Annotated in this window: 16 protein-coding genes and 1 pseudogene; 7 read left to right on the top strand and 10 right to left on the bottom strand. The window is 66.7% G+C overall.

Annotated elements, in window-relative coordinates; all coding sequences use genetic code 11:
- Positions 1-310, bottom strand: a pseudogene (locus B551_RS15045) (septum site-determining protein MinC); the annotation flags it as partial.
- A 197-nt stretch (positions 311-507) separates the two neighbouring features.
- Here B551_RS15045 and B551_RS15040 point away from each other — a divergent pair.
- Together B551_RS15040 and B551_RS15035 are read left to right on the top strand one after the other, a co-directional pair.
- Entirely contained in the window at positions 508-1,479 is a 972-nt protein-coding gene (locus B551_RS15040; protein ID WP_023264438.1) for a magnesium and cobalt transport protein CorA, read from the top strand.
- Between the two features lie 328 nt (positions 1,480-1,807).
- A complete protein-coding gene (locus tag B551_RS15035; RefSeq protein ID WP_023264437.1) occupies positions 1,808-2,746 on the top strand; it encodes an alpha/beta fold hydrolase in 939 nt (312 codons plus the stop codon).
- 99 nt (positions 2,747-2,845) lie between these two features.
- Here B551_RS15035 and B551_RS15030 read toward each other — a convergent pair whose 3' ends face one another.
- From B551_RS15030 to B551_RS15005, 6 genes are all read right to left on the bottom strand, one after another.
- Positions 2,846-4,348, bottom strand: coding sequence for a tripartite tricarboxylate transporter permease (locus B551_RS15030; protein WP_023264436.1), 1,503 nt, complete (start codon positions 4,346-4,348; stop codon positions 2,846-2,848).
- Positions 4,349-4,361: 13 nt separating this feature from the next.
- Positions 4,362-4,823, bottom strand: a complete 462-nt coding sequence (locus B551_RS15025) for a tripartite tricarboxylate transporter TctB family protein (RefSeq protein ID WP_006578074.1) — start codon at positions 4,821-4,823, stop codon at positions 4,362-4,364.
- Between the two features lie 415 nt (positions 4,824-5,238).
- A complete protein-coding gene (locus B551_RS15020) occupies positions 5,239-6,135 on the bottom strand; it encodes a 2-hydroxy-3-oxopropionate reductase (RefSeq protein ID WP_023264434.1) in 897 nt (298 codons plus the stop codon).
- A gap of 140 nt (positions 6,136-6,275) precedes the next feature.
- Complete coding sequence (locus B551_RS15015; protein WP_006578076.1) at positions 6,276-6,695, bottom strand: GNAT family acetyltransferase; 420 nt, start codon at positions 6,693-6,695, stop codon at positions 6,276-6,278.
- Positions 6,696-6,755: 60 nt separating this feature from the next.
- Entirely contained in the window at positions 6,756-7,559 is an 804-nt protein-coding gene (locus B551_RS15010; RefSeq protein WP_023264433.1) for a thioesterase family protein, read from the bottom strand.
- Positions 7,543-8,523, bottom strand: coding sequence for a Rieske 2Fe-2S domain-containing protein (locus B551_RS15005; RefSeq protein WP_006576057.1), 981 nt, complete (start codon positions 8,521-8,523; stop codon positions 7,543-7,545). Before B551_RS15005 ends, B551_RS15010 begins: the two co-directional genes overlap by 17 nt.
- Between B551_RS15005 and B551_RS15000 the strand changes: the two genes are divergently transcribed.
- The 4 genes from B551_RS15000 (at position 8,508) to B551_RS14985 (ending at position 13,116) form a co-directional block, all read left to right on the top strand.
- Positions 8,508-9,254, top strand: a complete 747-nt coding sequence (locus tag B551_RS15000) for a TetR/AcrR family transcriptional regulator (RefSeq protein ID WP_216599697.1) — start codon at positions 8,508-8,510, stop codon at positions 9,252-9,254. The genes B551_RS15005 and B551_RS15000 overlap by 16 nt on opposite strands.
- Positions 9,251-10,930 (top strand): acyl-CoA dehydrogenase family protein, encoded by a 1,680-nt coding sequence (locus B551_RS14995; RefSeq protein WP_006576055.1) that lies wholly within the window; start codon positions 9,251-9,253, stop codon positions 10,928-10,930. Before B551_RS15000 ends, B551_RS14995 begins: the two co-directional genes overlap by 4 nt.
- Positions 10,931-11,033: 103 nt before the next feature.
- Positions 11,034-12,545: a class I adenylate-forming enzyme family protein gene (locus tag B551_RS14990; RefSeq protein ID WP_006576054.1), complete on the top strand. Its 1,512-nt coding sequence runs from the start codon at positions 11,034-11,036 to the stop codon at positions 12,543-12,545.
- Between the two features lie 151 nt (positions 12,546-12,696).
- Complete coding sequence (locus tag B551_RS14985) at positions 12,697-13,116, top strand: FKBP-type peptidyl-prolyl cis-trans isomerase (protein ID WP_006576053.1); 420 nt, start codon at positions 12,697-12,699, stop codon at positions 13,114-13,116.
- Between the two features lie 13 nt (positions 13,117-13,129).
- Here the strand turns inward: B551_RS14985 and aac(3)-IV are convergent, their stop codons facing one another.
- Genes aac(3)-IV through B551_RS14970 form a run of 3 tightly spaced genes read right to left on the bottom strand, consistent with a single transcriptional unit; the run spans position 13,130 to position 14,757 of the window.
- Positions 13,130-13,918 carry an AAC(3)-IV family aminoglycoside N-acetyltransferase gene (gene aac(3)-IV / locus B551_RS14980; RefSeq protein ID WP_006576052.1) on the bottom strand — a complete coding sequence of 263 codons (789 nt, stop codon included), beginning with the start codon at positions 13,916-13,918 and terminating at the stop codon, positions 13,130-13,132.
- A gap of 48 nt (positions 13,919-13,966) precedes the next feature.
- Positions 13,967-14,416, bottom strand: a complete 450-nt coding sequence (locus tag B551_RS14975; protein WP_043439960.1) for a GNAT family N-acetyltransferase — start codon at positions 14,414-14,416, stop codon at positions 13,967-13,969.
- Positions 14,413-14,757 carry a helix-turn-helix domain-containing protein gene (locus B551_RS14970; RefSeq protein WP_006576050.1) on the bottom strand — a complete coding sequence of 115 codons (345 nt, stop codon included), beginning with the start codon at positions 14,755-14,757 and terminating at the stop codon, positions 14,413-14,415. The genes B551_RS14975 and B551_RS14970 overlap by 4 nt, the downstream gene beginning before the upstream one ends.
- Positions 14,758-14,891: 134 nt before the next feature.
- Between B551_RS14970 and B551_RS14965 the strand changes: the two genes are divergently transcribed.
- Complete coding sequence (locus B551_RS14965; protein WP_023264430.1) at positions 14,892-15,782, top strand: NAD(P)-dependent oxidoreductase; 891 nt, start codon at positions 14,892-14,894, stop codon at positions 15,780-15,782.
- Positions 15,783-15,788 lie beyond the last annotated feature (6 nt).

Here is a 15,788-nt window from a genome sequence, read left to right as displayed (position 1 = left end):
GGCTATCCAGCATCGGCAGCCCGCAGGCCTGGGCCCAGTCGTGCTGCTCCTGGCGCGCAACCACGCCGATCGCGCGGGCCTTCAGCGTGGACAGCGTGTCGATCACGGCGCCCAGTTCCGGCCGCTGGCCGTCTTCCAGCGAGCGCAGGTCCAGCGCGATGACGTCGTTCGAGAAGAAATCGGGGGTTGCTTCGAAGCGCGACAGCAGATCGTCTCGCAGCGCCGAGGTATCCGCGGTATGGAGCGCAAGAAGGAGGGCGTCGACGTTGCCACTACGCAGCTCGAAGTGTGGCGATTTCTTCTGGGACATAGCCGGGTAAGCGTGGAAATATCGCATTCTAACTGCCTCTTCCCGGCGAACTGTAACAATTGTCGTTCAGGTGACCTGCACGGCGCGACGGTGGGCAGCGAGGGTGCGGGCCTCGGCGGGGCTGGCCGCGATATCGACCTTCGCTCTCCACCGCACCGCCGCTTGTTACGATTGCGCATCCTGACCGAGGAGCGTTCATGGGTGCGATCGTCAATTGCGTGGCCTACCGCGGCGGCAAGCGGCTTGGCGAGGTCCCGTTGGAGGACATCAGCGAGATACTGAAGACGCCGGGCACATTCGTCTGGCTGGGCCTGTACGAACCGGACCTGGCGCTGCTGCGGCAGGCGCAGCTCGAATTCGGCCTGCACGATCTGGCAGTCGAGGACGCCCTGAACGCCCATCAGCGTCCCAAGCTGGAGGCCTATGGCGACAGCGTCTTCATCGTGCTCAATACCGCGCAGCTGGTGGGCGACAGCGTCGAGATCGGCGAGACCCATCTGTTCGTCGGCCCCAATTACGTGGTGTCGGTCCGCCATGGGGCCAGCAGCACGTACGCCCCCGTGCGCGAGCGCTGCGAGCACGAGCCGCACGCGCTGGCCAATGGGCCTGGTTACGTGCTGTACGCGCTGATGGATTTCGTGGTCGATCACTACATGCCGATCGTCAACCGGCTCGAGGACGCCTTCGAGGAACTGGAGCAGGGACTGTTCCGCGACCAGTTCGACCGCACCGCGATCGAACGGCTGTACCACATCAAGCGTCAGGTGCTGCGCCTGCGCAATGCGGTCTATCCGATCGAGGAGATGTGCGGGCAGCTGATCCGATTGCACGAGGAACTGGTGCCCAGGGACCTGCGGGCCTATTTCCGCGACGTCGAGGACCACGCCAGCCGGCTGCTGCGAACGCTCGACGTCGTGCGCGAAATGCTGACGACCGCCGTGCAGGTCAATCTGGCGCTGGTGACGGTGGGCCAGAACGAGGTGGTCAAGCGGCTGGCAGGCTGGGGCGCCATTCTGGCGATCCCGACCGTGGTGTTCAGCCTGTACGGCATGAACTTCGAATACATGCCGGAGCTGAAGCTGCCCTTCGCCTATCCGGCCGTGATCGCCGGCACCGCGCTGGCCTGCACGGCGCTCTGGCGCAAGCTGCATCGGGCGGGGTGGGTTTGAGGGCCCCAAAAAAACCGGCCACCACCTCCGGTGCCGGGGCGCGACATTGCGATGGTGGTGGCCGGGTCCGCGCAAGCTGCCCGTGTGGTGTACAACGCAGGGCATGTTAGGAGCGCGGCGCTCCAACGTTTCCGGGAACGGGCCGGGGCTTTTGCATTTGACTCGTGGCGGCTCAGGGGCCGCAGGGGCCACGCAAAAACTGCGCGCTTTGCACAATCGCGATGGCAGGGTGCGGGGGCGGAGCAGCGAACGGCAGGGGAGCGCGCGGCGTCCGGCGTCGGAATGCAACTTGCATCGTCGTCCGAATCTTTTTTTCGGAGGAGCGACGATGAACGATCCGCACGATATGCCCGCGGTTTCGACCGCTTCGGCGACGGAAATCGCCGAGCGGCAGGATGCCGTGACGCACCGGACGCTGGACCTTGACGGCATGCGCATCTTCTACCGCGAGGCCGGTCGGCGGGACGCGCCCGCAGTGCTGCTGCCGCACGGCTACCCCTGCTCGTCCTACCAGTACCGCCGTTTGCTGCCCGCGCTGGCCGATCGCTGGCACGCCGTGGCGCCGGATTTTCCGGGATTCGGCTACAGCGATACGCCGGACTTCGGCGCATTCGGCTACGACTTCGATGCCTATGCGGCCTTTCTCGAGCGATTCGCCGACGCCCTCGGGCTGCGGCGGTATGCGCTGTATCTGCATGACTACGGATCGCAGATCGGGCTACGCCTCGCCATCCGGGCGCCCGAGCGGATCGCCGCGCTGATCGTCCAGAACGGCGACATCTACGAGGACCAGTTGGGCCCCAAGTACGAGACCATCCAGCGCTATTGGGCCGACCCGTCGCCGGCCAACCGCGCGCCGCTGGAGGCGGCTGCCAGCGAACACGGCTTTCGCGACGAGTTCATCGGCGAAATTCGCCTGGAACACGTGCCGCGCCTGTCGCCCGATCTATGGACACTGCACTGGCGCCTGATGGACACGCCGGTTCGGCGCGAGCTCGCCGTGCGGCTGATGGAAGGGCTGAAGGCGAATCTCGACTGGTTCCCGCGCTATCAGGCCTATCTGCGCGAACACCAGCCGCCCACGCTGATCCTGTGGGGCCCCCATGACGGCTATATGCCGGCGGCCGCCGGCCGTGCCTATCTGCGCGATCTGCCGCGGGCGGAACTGCATATGACCGACGGCGGCCACTGGCTGCTGGAGACGCATTTCGCGCAGGTATGCCCGCTGATCCGGGACTTTCTCGGCCGCGTGTGGACGGGCGCGTAGTCGCCTGCGTAGTCGTCTGCGTAGTCGCCCCCATTGCGACAGGCGGCTCCCTCTCCCGCCCGTGGGAGAGGGATGGGGAGAGGGGACACTGCGGCCTCGCTATTCCTCCTGGAACGCCTCCTCGCGCTTGGCCTTGACCGCCGGCAGCGCGACCACCGCCACCAGCGCGGCGGCCGCGACCAGCAGCCCCAACGACAGCGGCCGCTCGATGAACACATGGAAGTCGCCGCGCGACAGCAGCAGCGTGCGGCGGAAGTTCTCCTCCATCATCGGCCCCAGCACGAAGCCGAGCAGCAGCGGCGCGGGCTCGCAGCGCAGCTTCATGAAGATATAGCCGATCATCCCGCAGGCCGCCGCGACGAACACGTCGAACACGGTGTTGTTGACCGAATAGACGCCGATGCAGCAGAACGTCAGGATCGCCGGGTACAGGAAGCGGTACGGCACCTTCAGCAGCTTGACCCAGATCCCGATCAGCGGCAGGTTCAGGATCACCAGCGTCAGGTTGCCGATCCACATCGAAGCGATCAGCCCCCAGAACAGCGAGGGGTTGCTGGTCATCACCTGCGGACCGGGCTGGATATTGTGGATCGTCATCGCGCCGACCATCAACGCCATTACCGCGTTGGACGGGATGCCCAGCGTCAGCAGCGGAATGAACGAGGTCTGCGCCGCGGCGTTGTTGGCCGACTCGGGTCCGGCCACGCCTTCGATCGCGCCCTTGCCGAATTCGTGCGGATGCTTCGACGTCTTCTTTTCCAGCGAGTAGGCCGCGAACGACGACAGCGACGCGCCGCCGCCCGGCAGCACGCCGAGCGCCGAGCCGAGCGCGGTACCGCGCAGCACGGCCGGAATCATGCGCTTGAAGTCCTCCTTCGTCGGAAACAGGTTGGTCACGCGATCGGTGAAGGTCTCGCGCGATTCCCTCTGCTCCAGATTGACGATGATCTCGGCAAAGCCGAACAGGCCCATCGCCAGCCCGGTGATATTGATGCCGTCGGTCAGCTCCGGCACGTCGAACGAGAAGCGCGCCACGCCCGAATTGACGTCGGTGCCGATCAGGCCGATCAGCAGGCCCAGCACGATCATCGCGACGGCCTTGACCAGCGAGCCGGATGCCAGCACTACGGCGCCGATCAGGCCCAGCACCATCAACGAGAAATACTCGGCCGGCCCGAACTTGAATGCCAGTTCCGACAGCGGCGTCGCGAACGCGGCCAGGATCAGCGTGGCGACGCTGCCGGCAAAGAACGAGCCCAGGCCGGCCGTCGCCAGCGCGACCCCCGCGCGGCCCTTGCGGGCCATCTGGTAGCCGTCCAGCGTGGTCACCACCGACGACGATTCGCCGGGCAGATTGACGAGAATTGCGGTGGTCGAGCCGCCGTACTGCGCGCCGTAATAGATGCCTGCCAGCATGATCAGCGCCGCGACGGGAGGCAGCGTGTAGGTGATCGGCAGCAGCATCGCGATGGTCGCCAGCGGTCCCAGGCCGGGCAGCACGCCGATCAGCGTCCCCAGCACGCAGCCCAGCAGCGCATAGGCCAGGTTCTGCAGCGACAGCGCGGTCGAGAATCCCAGCGCCAGATGGTTGAGCAATTCCATTGCGTGGCCCTCCTCAAGCCGATAGGAAAGCCGGCCACACCGGCATTTGCAGATTGATGCCGTAGACGAAGGCAACCAGGCTGATGACTACCAGCACCGCGGCATTGAGCAGCGCGCCGCGCCAGGTGAATTCGTGGCTCGCCATCGACGCGATCAGCACCAGCAGGATCACCGACAGCACCATGCCGAGCGGCTTCAGCACCAGGCCGAACAGCACCACCGATCCGAGCACCCACAGCACGGTGCGCAGGTCCCAGCGTGCGAGCCGGTCCGATTCGCCCGTCGGCGACATCGCGCCGATCGCCACCACCGCGCCAAGCAGCGCCAGCACGATGCCGAGCCAGAACGGAAAGTAGCCGGGTCCCATGCGTGCCGCGGTGCCCATGGTGTAGCCGCGCGCAACCAGCGAAAAGCCGAGGCCGACGGCGATGAACATCAGTCCGGAAAAGAAATCGGTTTGTTTGCGTATTCGCATGATGGCGCCCGCAGGATTCGAAACGGTGAACGGAACAGCCATCCCCGCCTGTCTGGGCGCAGGCTTGTCGGGATGGCACTCGGGAATGTCGCGGCGCACGGGCATGCAATGCCGGCACGGCGACGGCAGGCGACCCTCGTCCTGGCAAGGGCGGCTGCTGGTCGGGGCTGGCGGACGTCCGGATGACAGACCGGGACCAGCGCCCTCGCGACGGTGCGGAACCGTCGATGGCTACGAACAATACATCATGGCATGATGTATTGGAACGCAAACAAGGGTAATTCCCGAGAAATTCACCGTGCTGGTGCGGTGCCGTGCATGCGGGATTGGCCGGGGTCTGGCCAGGTTGGGTAGACTGGGGTTTGGCCCGATTGCATCGGGCCCTGGCGGCGGCGCGCCTTTTGCGATCGTTGCTTCAGGAGGCTGGCGTATCGCCGATCGCGAAGTCGGCCATGTGCTCCAGCGCACGGACCAGCCCGGAGTGGTCCCAGCCCTCGCCGCCCAGCGCTTCGCAGACATTGAACAACTGCTGGCACGACGCGGTGCCGGGCAGGCTCAGGCCAAGCGTGCGAGCCGTCGTCAGCGCCAGGTTCAGGTCCTTCTGATGCAGCGCGATCCGAAAGCCTGGGTCGAAGGTGCGGCGGATCATCCGTTCGCCGTGCACTTCGAGAATGCGCGAGCTGGCAAAGCCGCCCATCAGCGCCTGCCGCACGCGGGCCGGGTCGGCGCCCGCCTTCGCGGCCAGTACCAGCGCTTCGCCCACCGCCTCGATCGTCAGCGCGACGATGACCTGGTTCGCGACCTTGGCGATCTGCCCGTCACCGACGCCGCCGACCAGCGTGATGTTCTTGCCCATCAGCTGCAGCAGCGGCAGTACGCGATCGAACGCGGCCTGCTTGCCGCCCGCCATGATCGACAGCGTGCCGGCCTTGGCGCCAACCTCGCCGCCCGATACCGGCGCATCGACATAGTCGCAGCCGAGCGCTTCGATGCGGCCGGCAAACTCGCGCGTGTCGATCGGCGAGACCGAGCTCATGTCGACCACGACCTTGCCGCTGGTCAGCCCCGCCGCGACGCCGTTGTCGCCGAACAGCACGCGCTCGACGTCGGGCGTGTCGGGCAGCATCAGGATGATGACGTCCGCCTGCCGCGCCACCTCGGCCGCGTTCGCGCACGATTGCGCACCGGCATCGCGCAGTCCCTGCGGCGCGCCGCTGCGGCTATGGACGTACAGCGTGTGTCCGCCTTCGAGTAGATGCCGTGCCATCGGGGCGCCCATCACGCCCAGGCCGATGAATCCGATATTGCTCATCTGTCTGCCTCTTCGATCGAGTCGGGAACCGCCGGGCACGTCGCCCATTGCGCGCTCGTGCGGGCACCAGCGTCAACCGAACAAGCCGGGCGCGGCGTGTCGGGCCGGATGGCCAAGGACGGGCGTTGAGCGATCCGGGCTCAGTTGTCCGGGATCAGCCGCTTGCCGAGGCTGACGGTGGCATCGATGGTATAGCCCAGTTCGCGATAGAAGGCGAGCACGCCTTCGTTGTCCGTGCGGACCAGCAAGTTCAATTTCGGACAGCCGCGTTCGCGCAGCAGTCTTTCGGCCTCGGCCATCAACTGACGGCCATGGCCGCGCCCCTGGAAATCGCCATGGACGGCGAGGTAATAGATCCAGCCGCGATGGCCGTCATAGCCGACCATGGCGGTGGCCATCAGTCTGCGGTCGACCTCGCCGACGAGGAACAGCTCCGGCTGTTCGGCGAGCTTGCGCGCGATGTCGCGGTGCGGATCGTTCCAGGGACGCGTCAGCCCACAGTGCTTCCACAGGGATACCACGTCGGTTTCATCGGACTCGCGGAAGGTGCGTATCTGCATGGGCGCGCATCGGTCGTGGAGAAGCGCTCAGTGTAGCGCTGGCGCTTCACCGACGACCTTCTATCGCGCCTTGATCACCAGGCTCTGTTGCGCCACGCCGATCGCACCGGCCTCGTCGTACAGCGTCGAGGCAGTCAGCCCGATGCCGCTGGGCTGGGCCACCGTGACGGCGTCCACGCCGACCCATTCGCCGCGCGGCTGGCGGTGCAGCGAGACCGTCAGGTCCGCGTTCGCGAACACGAAGCGATCGAGCGGCAGCGCCCAGCTGATGCCGTTGCCGAAGTCGGCGGCCGCGACCGCGCGGGCGCTCGCCGGCGTGGGCCAGCCGTCGATCAGCGGCACCGCCAGGCGGAACCACGCGGCCGCGGGGCCGGGCTCGGCGACGCTGCCGGCCGCGACGCGGCTCTCCATCGCCGTGTAGTGAAACGAGGTCTGCTCGGCCATGCCCGGAATGCGGATCGGTTCGCTGCATTGGTCCGGCAGCGGCAGCGGGCACGCGCCAGCGGGGGGAAGCAGGTCCACCGCCCGCTCGCGCATGAACACCGCGACGCCGCGCACGACCGGCTTGTCCTGATGCATCAGGCTCAAGGCCACGCGCCGCACCGAGCCGCCCGGCTGGATCTCGTGCGTGACCTGCAGCGGTGCGATCGGTACCGGCCGCAGCAATTCCAGCGTCAGCCGCACCATCGACCATCCCGGCTCGCCGGCCATCGCCCGTTCGGCGATCGCGGCCAGCAGCCCGGCCGGTGCGCCGCCGTGCTGTGCATCGGGGCTCCACGGCCCGCGGGCCAGCGTCGACGGCAGGATGCTGTTGCCGACGTAGGCGAATACGCAGTGCGGGTCCTGATTATTCTGCGACGCCACAGGCCACCTCCCGGATCGGCATGGTTTCGACGGCAAACTGGCGCGCCCACTCGCGGAATTTCATTACCGGCCCATCGCCGCGCGCGAGGCTGGGACGAGGGCGGTGCGCCTTGTGGTTCCAGATCGGCACGTCCTGGCTGACCTGCCGGATCGCCTCGTTGACCAGCTCCAGGCTCATGTCCGGCGCCTCGATCCCCGCCAGCCGGGCCATCAGGCTGAAGCGCAATTCCACCTCGTTGGCCTCGCGCGGCGTGATCGCGTCGACGAACAGGATCTCGGCCAGATCGCCGATCCGAAAGCGCACCGTGGCCAGATAAGGCCCATACAGCGTGGTCTGGATGTAGCCTCGCTGCACGCCGCGCGGCGTCTTGAACTGGTGGACGATATTGACGTCCAGCACCGGTCCGCGCGGCTCGAAGCGGTCGACCACCGCCAGGCTCTCCACCCCGTGCAGATAGTGGAAATGCGTGCTGTCGACGATGTTCTCCTGGATCTCCTGCCAGACGGTTTGCACCTGCCAGGCATGGCGGTGATAGCGCGACCATTCGCCGTGGCCGTATTCCGGCAGCCGCGGGAATTCGTAGCTCGGCGGCCGGTCCTGCGGATGCCACCAGGCCAGGATCAGGCCATTGCATTCGACGGTCGGCCAGCGGCGCATGCCGCGCGATTGCAGCGAGGCGTCCGGGCTGTACGGAATGCGCGTGCATTCGCCCTGTCCGTCGTAGCGCCAGCCGTGGAACGGGCACTGGATCTCGTTGCCGACGACGCGACCCCCATGGCCGAGATGCGCGCCGAGGTGGCGGCAGTAGGCGTCCATCAGGTGTGCCGTGCCATCGTGATCGCGCCACAGCACGAATTCCTGCCCGAAGGCCCGCACCGGACGCACATCGCCGCGCTTGAGCGCATCGCCGTACTCGACCTGGAACCAACCGAACGCATAGGGGCGAAGTGGCAGCCGATCCATTGCGCGTCTCCTTTCCGTCGAATTTTTTCCGAGTCTACAACCGGAAACTCAACCTTGCACGAAGAAATGAAAGCATAGATACTTCTTTCATGCCCTACCGTCGAACCCCCAAAGTCGAAGCTCGCCTGGCGGAAACCCGCGAGCGGATCATCAAGGCCGCGCTCAAGCTCGTGGCACGTGGCGGCTACGCCGCCGCCAACATTCCCGCGATCGCCGCCGAAGTCGAGATCTCGGCCGGCCTGATCTACCGCTACTTCGCCACCAAGGCCGATCTGTTCAACGAGGTGTTCAAGCGCGCGGCGCAGACCGAGATCGACGCCTGCGCCGCCGCGTTCGACACCGACGGCACCGTGCGCGAGCGGCTGGCCCGGGTGGTCGAGACGTTCGCGCGGCGAGCGCTGCGCGGGCGCCAGCTGGCCTGGGCGCTGCTGGCCGAGCCGGTCGATCCGCCGATCGATGTGGCGCGGATGCAGTTTCGCGAACCCTATCGGGCAATCTTCGCCAGGCTGGTCCAGCAGGGCATCGAGGCGGGCGAGATTGCGCCGCAGCACCCCCATCTGGTCGGCACCGCGATCGTCGGCGCCATCGCCGAAACGCTGGTTGGACCGCTCAGCGCGCCGCATCCGGACGAAGAGGACGCCGATCTGGTGGCCAGCCTGGTCGCGTTCTGCGTGCAATCCCTTGGACCGCAGCCGAGCGCTGCCAACCCGTCAAGGAGAAGACGGCAATGAGTGACTTCCATCAGGCCGCGCCGAAACCCGGCAATCGCTTTCGTACCGATCCGACGCTGCGGCTGACGCTCGAGCGGCTGCTCCCGGCGGAGGTGTTCGCCGAGGCCAGCCCCTCGCTCGACCGCCTCGGCGAGCGCGCGGTCGCCGAACTGCTGCCGCTTGCCGATCAGGCCGAACGCAATCCGCCGCAGCATGTGCCCTACGACCCCTGGGGCCGGCGTGTCGACGAACTGCGTGTCGATCCGGCCTGGCTGCGGCTGGTGCAGATCGGCCAGGAGGAAGGCCTGGTGGCGCTGCCCTACGAAACGCCCTACGGGGAACATTCGCGCGTGGTGCAGGCCGGGCTGGTCAATCTGTACGACCCCGCCTGCGCGGTGGCCGACTGCCCGCTGGTGATGACCGACGGCGCCGCGCGGTTGCTGCTGCAGCACGATCCGAAGCTGGCGCAGCGCTATGTGCCGAAGCTGACCGCCCGGCACAACGGGTGGACGTCGGGACAATGGATGACGGAGAAGGAGGGCGGCTCGGACGTGGGCCGCAGTTCGACCACGGCGCGCCGATCGAGCGACGGCACGTGGTTGCTGAACGGCACCAAGTGGTTCACGTCCGCCACCACCGGGCAGATGGCGCTGGCGCTGGCGCGGCCCGAGGGCGCGCAGCCCGGCAGCCGTGGCCTGTCGCTGTTCCTGATCGAGTTGCGCCGTCCGGACGGCAGCTGGAACGGTATCGAGGTCCGGCGGCTGAAGGACAAGCTGGGCACGCGCGCGCTGCCGACCGCCGAGCTGGACCTGAAGGACGCCATCGCGGTACCGGTCGGCGAGATCGGGCAGGGCGTCGGCAAGATGGCGGGCCTGCTCAATATCGCGCGGCTGTGGGCCTCGTGGGGCGGCCCGGCCGGTGTCGGCCACCTGCTGGATCTCGCTCGCGACTATGCAGGCAAGCGCGAAGTCTTCGGCAAGCCGCTGGCGCAGCAGCCGATGCATCGCGCGTGGCTGGCGCGCATCGCCGCCGAGTACGAGGCGATGCTTGCGCTCAATTTCCAGACCGCGGCGCTGATCGGTGCGGCCGAACACGGCGCCGACGGCACGCTGTCGCGCCTGATGGCGCCGCTGACCAAGCTGGCCTGCGCGCGCCAGGCGGTCTGGGCCGGCAGCGAGCTGCTCGAGAGCTTCGGCGGCGCCGGCTACATCGAGGACACCGGTCTGCCGCGGCTCTTCCGCAACCTGCATGTGCATTGCATCTGGGAAGGCACGACTTCTGTACTGGCGCACGACGTGTTGCGCGCGCTGCGCGCTTCCGAACATGGCGAGGCCTGGATCGAGGACGTGGTGCGGCGGCTGCGCGGGCTGTCGCTCGACGCGACGCGCGGTCTGCGCCAGCGGATCGAGAACGCGCTCGACACGCTGATTCCGATGATCAACGCCCCGGACGAAGAGCAAGGCAGGCGCCTGGCATGGGGCATGGCGCGCACCTACCAGGCCGTGCTGCTGGCCGAGGCGGCGCAATGGCGTCTGCGCGTCAAGCGCGATGCGTCGGGGCTCGCCGCAGCCGAGCTGTTCTGCGCCGATGGACTGGTGCCGGCGATGGTACCGATGATGGCCTCGACGGCCGCCGGCATCGACATCGCCGCCGCAGCCGATGCGCTGGCGATGGGAAGCGCGCGTCCGCACGCGTGATGGCGTCGGGCCGAATGGAATCACCGGGGAGGAAGTGGCAAGGCATGCAGTAGACGACGATAGGCAAACGGCCAACCAAAAAACCGGCCAAGGAGGAGACACCATGTGGACGATCAATGAGGCGCTCGACAGCGTCGCCCGGCAGCGCAGCTCGGATATCGCCATCGTCGATGGCGCGCAGCGTATCCGCTACGAGGAGCTGCGGCGTCGCGTCAAACACACCGCCGCGTGGCTGCAGGCGCAAGGCATCGGCAAGGGCGACAAGGTCGCGCTGCAGGGACGCAATTCGGCCGCATGGGTGATCGCCTACTATGCGATCCTCGATATCGGTGGCGTCGCCGTACCGGTCAATCACAAGCTCGCCGCGCCCGAGACCGCCTATATCCTCGCGCACAGCGAAAGCCGGCTGTGGCTGGTCGACGCGGACCTGCATCGCCAGCTCGATGGCGCGCCGCCGGCGTTTGCGTTGTCCGCCGTCGGCAACGAGCAGGCGGGACTCCCGCCGATCGCCCCGGAGGGAGAGCAGCATGACTATCGGCCGGTCGATGTCGACGACGACGATCTGGCCGAGCTGCTGTACACCTCCGGCACGACCGGCAAGCCCAAGGGCTGCATGCACTCGCATGCGAACGTGATTCTCGCCGGCACCGGCTCGAGCCTGGTCTACGGCCTTGGGCCGTCCGATCGCGTGCTGCTGGCAATGCCGATCTGGCACAGCTTCCCCCTGAACAATCTGCTGGTCGGCAGCCTGTTTGTCGGCGCCACCGCGGTGCTGCTGCCGGAATATCACCCCGTGAGGTTTCTCGAGACCGTGCAGCAGGAACGCTGCACGCTGTTCTTCGGCGCGCCGATCGCCTACCTGATGGCGATGAAGATGGCGCCGGATTTTGCCAGTTACGATCTGTCGAGCGTGCGCGCGTGGCTGTACGGTGGCGGTCCGATCGATTCGGGCACCGCGCGCATGCTGGCCGAACGCTACCGCTGCGAGCGCTTCTATCAGGTGTTCGGCATGACCGAGACCGGTCCCACCGGAACCGCACTGCTGCCCGAGGAGCAGGTGGTCAAGGCCGGTTCGATCGGTCGCCATGCGGTCAGCGGCTGCACCGTCAAGGTGATGCGCGACGATCGGCACGAAGCCGGTCCCGGCGAGGTTGGCGAAATCTGGATGCGTTGCCAGTCGATGATGCTGGGCTACTACCGCGATCCCGCCGCGACTGCCGCGGCGTTTCACGAGGGCTGGTATCGCACCGGCGACCTGGTGCGGATCGACGAGGACGGCTATCTGTTCATCGTCGACCGCGTCAAGGACATGATCGTCACCGGCGGCGAGAACGTCTATTCCAAGGAGGTGGAAGACGTGCTGGCCGGCCATCCGGCGATCTCGGAAGTGGCGGTGGTCGGCATGCCGCATCCCGAGTGGGGCGAGAGCGTGGCGGCCGTGGTGGTGGCCAGGGCCGATGCCAGCGTCGACGTCGAGGACATCCAGGCCTTCTGTGCCGAGCGGCTGGCGAAGTACAAGGTGCCGCGACAGGTCCGCGTCGTCGAAGCGATGCCGCGCACGCCGACGGGCAAGGTGATGAAGTACCAGTTGCGCGAGCGGCTGCGGGCGCTTTGATCAGCGGTTTCGGGGGGAGCGGGTGAAGGCGGGCGGTCTGTCGGTGGTCGCTGGCGTTGCTTGCGGTGAGGCGCGGCACGGGCGCTGCAGACCGTCCCGGTCTTCAATCGGTTTATCCTTGTGCCTTTCCTTGACTCGACGGATGACCGCAATGACCCGACTTCCGCTGCTCGCTTCCCTTGCTTCGCTGGTTTCCATCGGCGCGCTGGCCCTTTCCGCCCATGCCGCCGAACCGGCCCAGACCCTGCCGTCGGGCGTCTCGATCCAGCACCTGACCAAGGGCAACGGCGCATCGCCCAAGGCTACCGATACCGTCAAGGTGCACTACCGCGGCACGCTGACCGACGGCACCGAGTTCGACAGCTCGTACAAGCGCGGACAGCCGATCTCGTTCCCGCTCAATCGCGTGATCCCGTGCTGGACCGAGGGCGTGCAGAAGATGCAGGTCGGCGGCAAGGCCAAGCTGGTTTGCCCGGGCAGCACCGCGTATGGATCGCGCGGCGTGCCGGGGACGATTCCGCCGAATGCGACGCTGAACTTCGAGGTGGAACTGCTCGGCATTGGAGGCTGAACGCACAGGCGCGCTACGCTGTCCTGATCGATCGCCGTGCGGCGTCGCATTCCTCGCAGCCGGTCTCGGGCGGATGCAGGAAGACCAGCGGATCGCGAGCCAATTGCTGTAGCACGATATCGACGACGTCCCGCGCCCGCATCAGGCGGGCGCTGGCATTGCCGACGGGGCCTTCACGCTGAAGGCCTTTTTCCTTGAGCCATCCATCCGCCAGATCGAAGCGCTCGCAGCAGTGATCGTTCTCGAGATAGTCGATCCGGACGGCCTTGCCGTCCCGCAGCACCGTGCAGTGATGCGGCACGCCGTAAGGCACGCCGCCCATCAGTTCGGCCAGATGAATCGTGGTGTTGGCGTCGTGGCCCACGCCGAGCAGCAGCACCTGTCCATCGAGCTCGTGCACACGGCCGGCCGGACTGGCTGCGATGTGGGGCGGCAACGGCAAGGCATCCGCGGTGATTCGGCGCGCCTGTGGTCCCGCCGCTGCGAAGGCGAACGGATGCTCGCTGCGGATGACACCCGGCTGGCGCCAGAAGGTGTCGGCGACGATGCCGAGGTCTCGCGAGGCCGGTGTCGTCGCCGGATCGAACGGGACATCGTCGTCCTCGGTCCAGGAAGGCATCACCAGCGTGCCAGTGGAGCCGATCGCGGCGCGCAGTGCTTCGATCAGGCCTGGCGGTCCGCCTTCGACCGGCCGGACATGACGAAACGAACAATGGACCAGCAGCGCCGCGCCCGGCGCGATACCAAGCGTGCGCAATTGCTGGACCATCTCGGCCCCGGTCCATTCGCGTTGTCCGGCCATCGCGTCCTCTTTTTCGGTCAGAGCGTTTCCGCTTCGGCGAGCGGGTCGCTACCGTTGCGCTGGCGTTGCCAGCCGCATATGGAGTAGCGGGAACGGCCGGCCCTGTCCATCGAGCGGCGACCGGTCGAAGACGCTGAAACCCATTCGCCGATAGAAACCGGTCGCGGCTGGATTCTGCTCGTTGACGTCCACCAGCGTGGCTCCCATTCTCGTCACGGCGTATTGCAGCAGCGCCTTGCCGATGCCGTGCCCTTGCCACTGGGGCGCGACGAACAGCATCTCGATCTTTCCGTGTGTAACGCCGACAAAGCCCTGTATTTCGCCGTTGTCGCCGCTGCATACCCTTGAATCGACCAATGCAAGATATTCGTTGAGAACGAGCGGCCGCAATTCATCGATATCGGCGTCGGTGAGGAAATGATGGGTCGCCCGCACTGAAGCTTCCCACACATCGGTCATGGCCCCGAATTCCGAGTTGGATGGCGTCCTGATGGTCACGATGATTTTCCGCTATTTCCTGATCTGGCCGCCGCGTATTTCTGCCCCCACTCGGCCACCGGCCCCAGGGCGCGATTCAATTCCCGACCGGCCGGCGTCAGCGAGTATTCCACACGCGGCGGCACCTCGTGAAACACCTCGCGGCGCACGATGCCATCTGCCTCCATCTCGCGTAATTGCTGGATCAGCATCTTCTCGGTGATGCCATCGAGCAGCCGGCGAAGTTCGCCGGTCCGCAACGGTTTGGCATGCAGCTCATACAGGATCAGCGCCTTCCACTTGCCGCCGATCACTTCGAAGGCGGGCCCGACGCCGCAGTTATAGGGTTGGCTGCGTTTCATGGATTCGATGTTCCTTGCCGCGGCGAATCGCTGTTACTTACCAGAAGGATAGTACCTGTCATTTTGGTGCGTACTTGACCATATAAACCGTACATTCCCATACTGGCTGCACCTTGTCATCTGCGGGAGCAAACATGAAAACGGTAGCAGTAATCGGTCTCGGACAAATGGGGACGACGCTGGCCCGGCTGTTCATCGAGGCAGGCATGCAGGTGCGCGTGTGGAACCGCACGCGATCGAAAGCCGAACCACTGGCGAGCCGTGGCGCCATCGTCGCCGCCACCGCCGCGGCGGCGATGGCCGACGCCGAGGCTGTCGTCATCTGCGTGCACGACTATCGCGCGACCCATGACATCCTGTCGGACGTCGCGGTGAAGTCTGCACTCAAGGGCAAGCTGCTGCTGCAATTGACCACCGGCAGCCCGCAGGACGCACGCGACATGGCCGAGTTGGCCGCCCGGATCGGCGCCGGCTATCTCGACGGCGCGCTTCAGGTCGCCCCCGAGCAAATGGGACAGCCGGACACCACCGTGCTGGTGTCGGGCAGCGGCGAGGACCATGCGCTGGCGCGCGAACTGCTCGCCGTGCTGGGCGGCAATGTGGTCTATCTCGGCGAGGACGTGGCCGCCGCGGCCACCATGGACCTGGCGACGCTGTCGTACGTCTATGGCGCGTCGATGGGCTTCTTTCAGGGCGCCGCGCTGGCGCAGGCCGAAGGGCTGGATGTCGGCGTGTACGGCGGCATTGTCGAAGCGATGTCGCCCTCGTTCGGCGCATTCCTGCGTCATGAGGGCAATGTCATCGACAACGGCGATTACGCCGTGTCGCAAAGCCCGCTGTCGATCTCGATCGATGCCACCGGCCGCATCGAGCAGGCGATGCGGCAGAAGGGGCTGCGGAGCGAACTGCCCTCACTGATCGCCCGGCTGCTGCGCGACGCGGAAGAGGCGGGATACGGCAACGAGGAGTTCGCGGCCGTCGCAAAAATACTGAGGGGCGCCGCGGAACCGGCGCCGGTTCGCTAAGCCGTC

Origin of the sequence: Cupriavidus sp. HPC(L) (assembly GCF_000307735.3) — a bacterium.
Classification (GTDB): domain Bacteria; phylum Pseudomonadota; class Gammaproteobacteria; order Burkholderiales; family Burkholderiaceae; genus Cupriavidus.
This window is presented reverse-complemented; position numbering and strand designations above follow the sequence as displayed.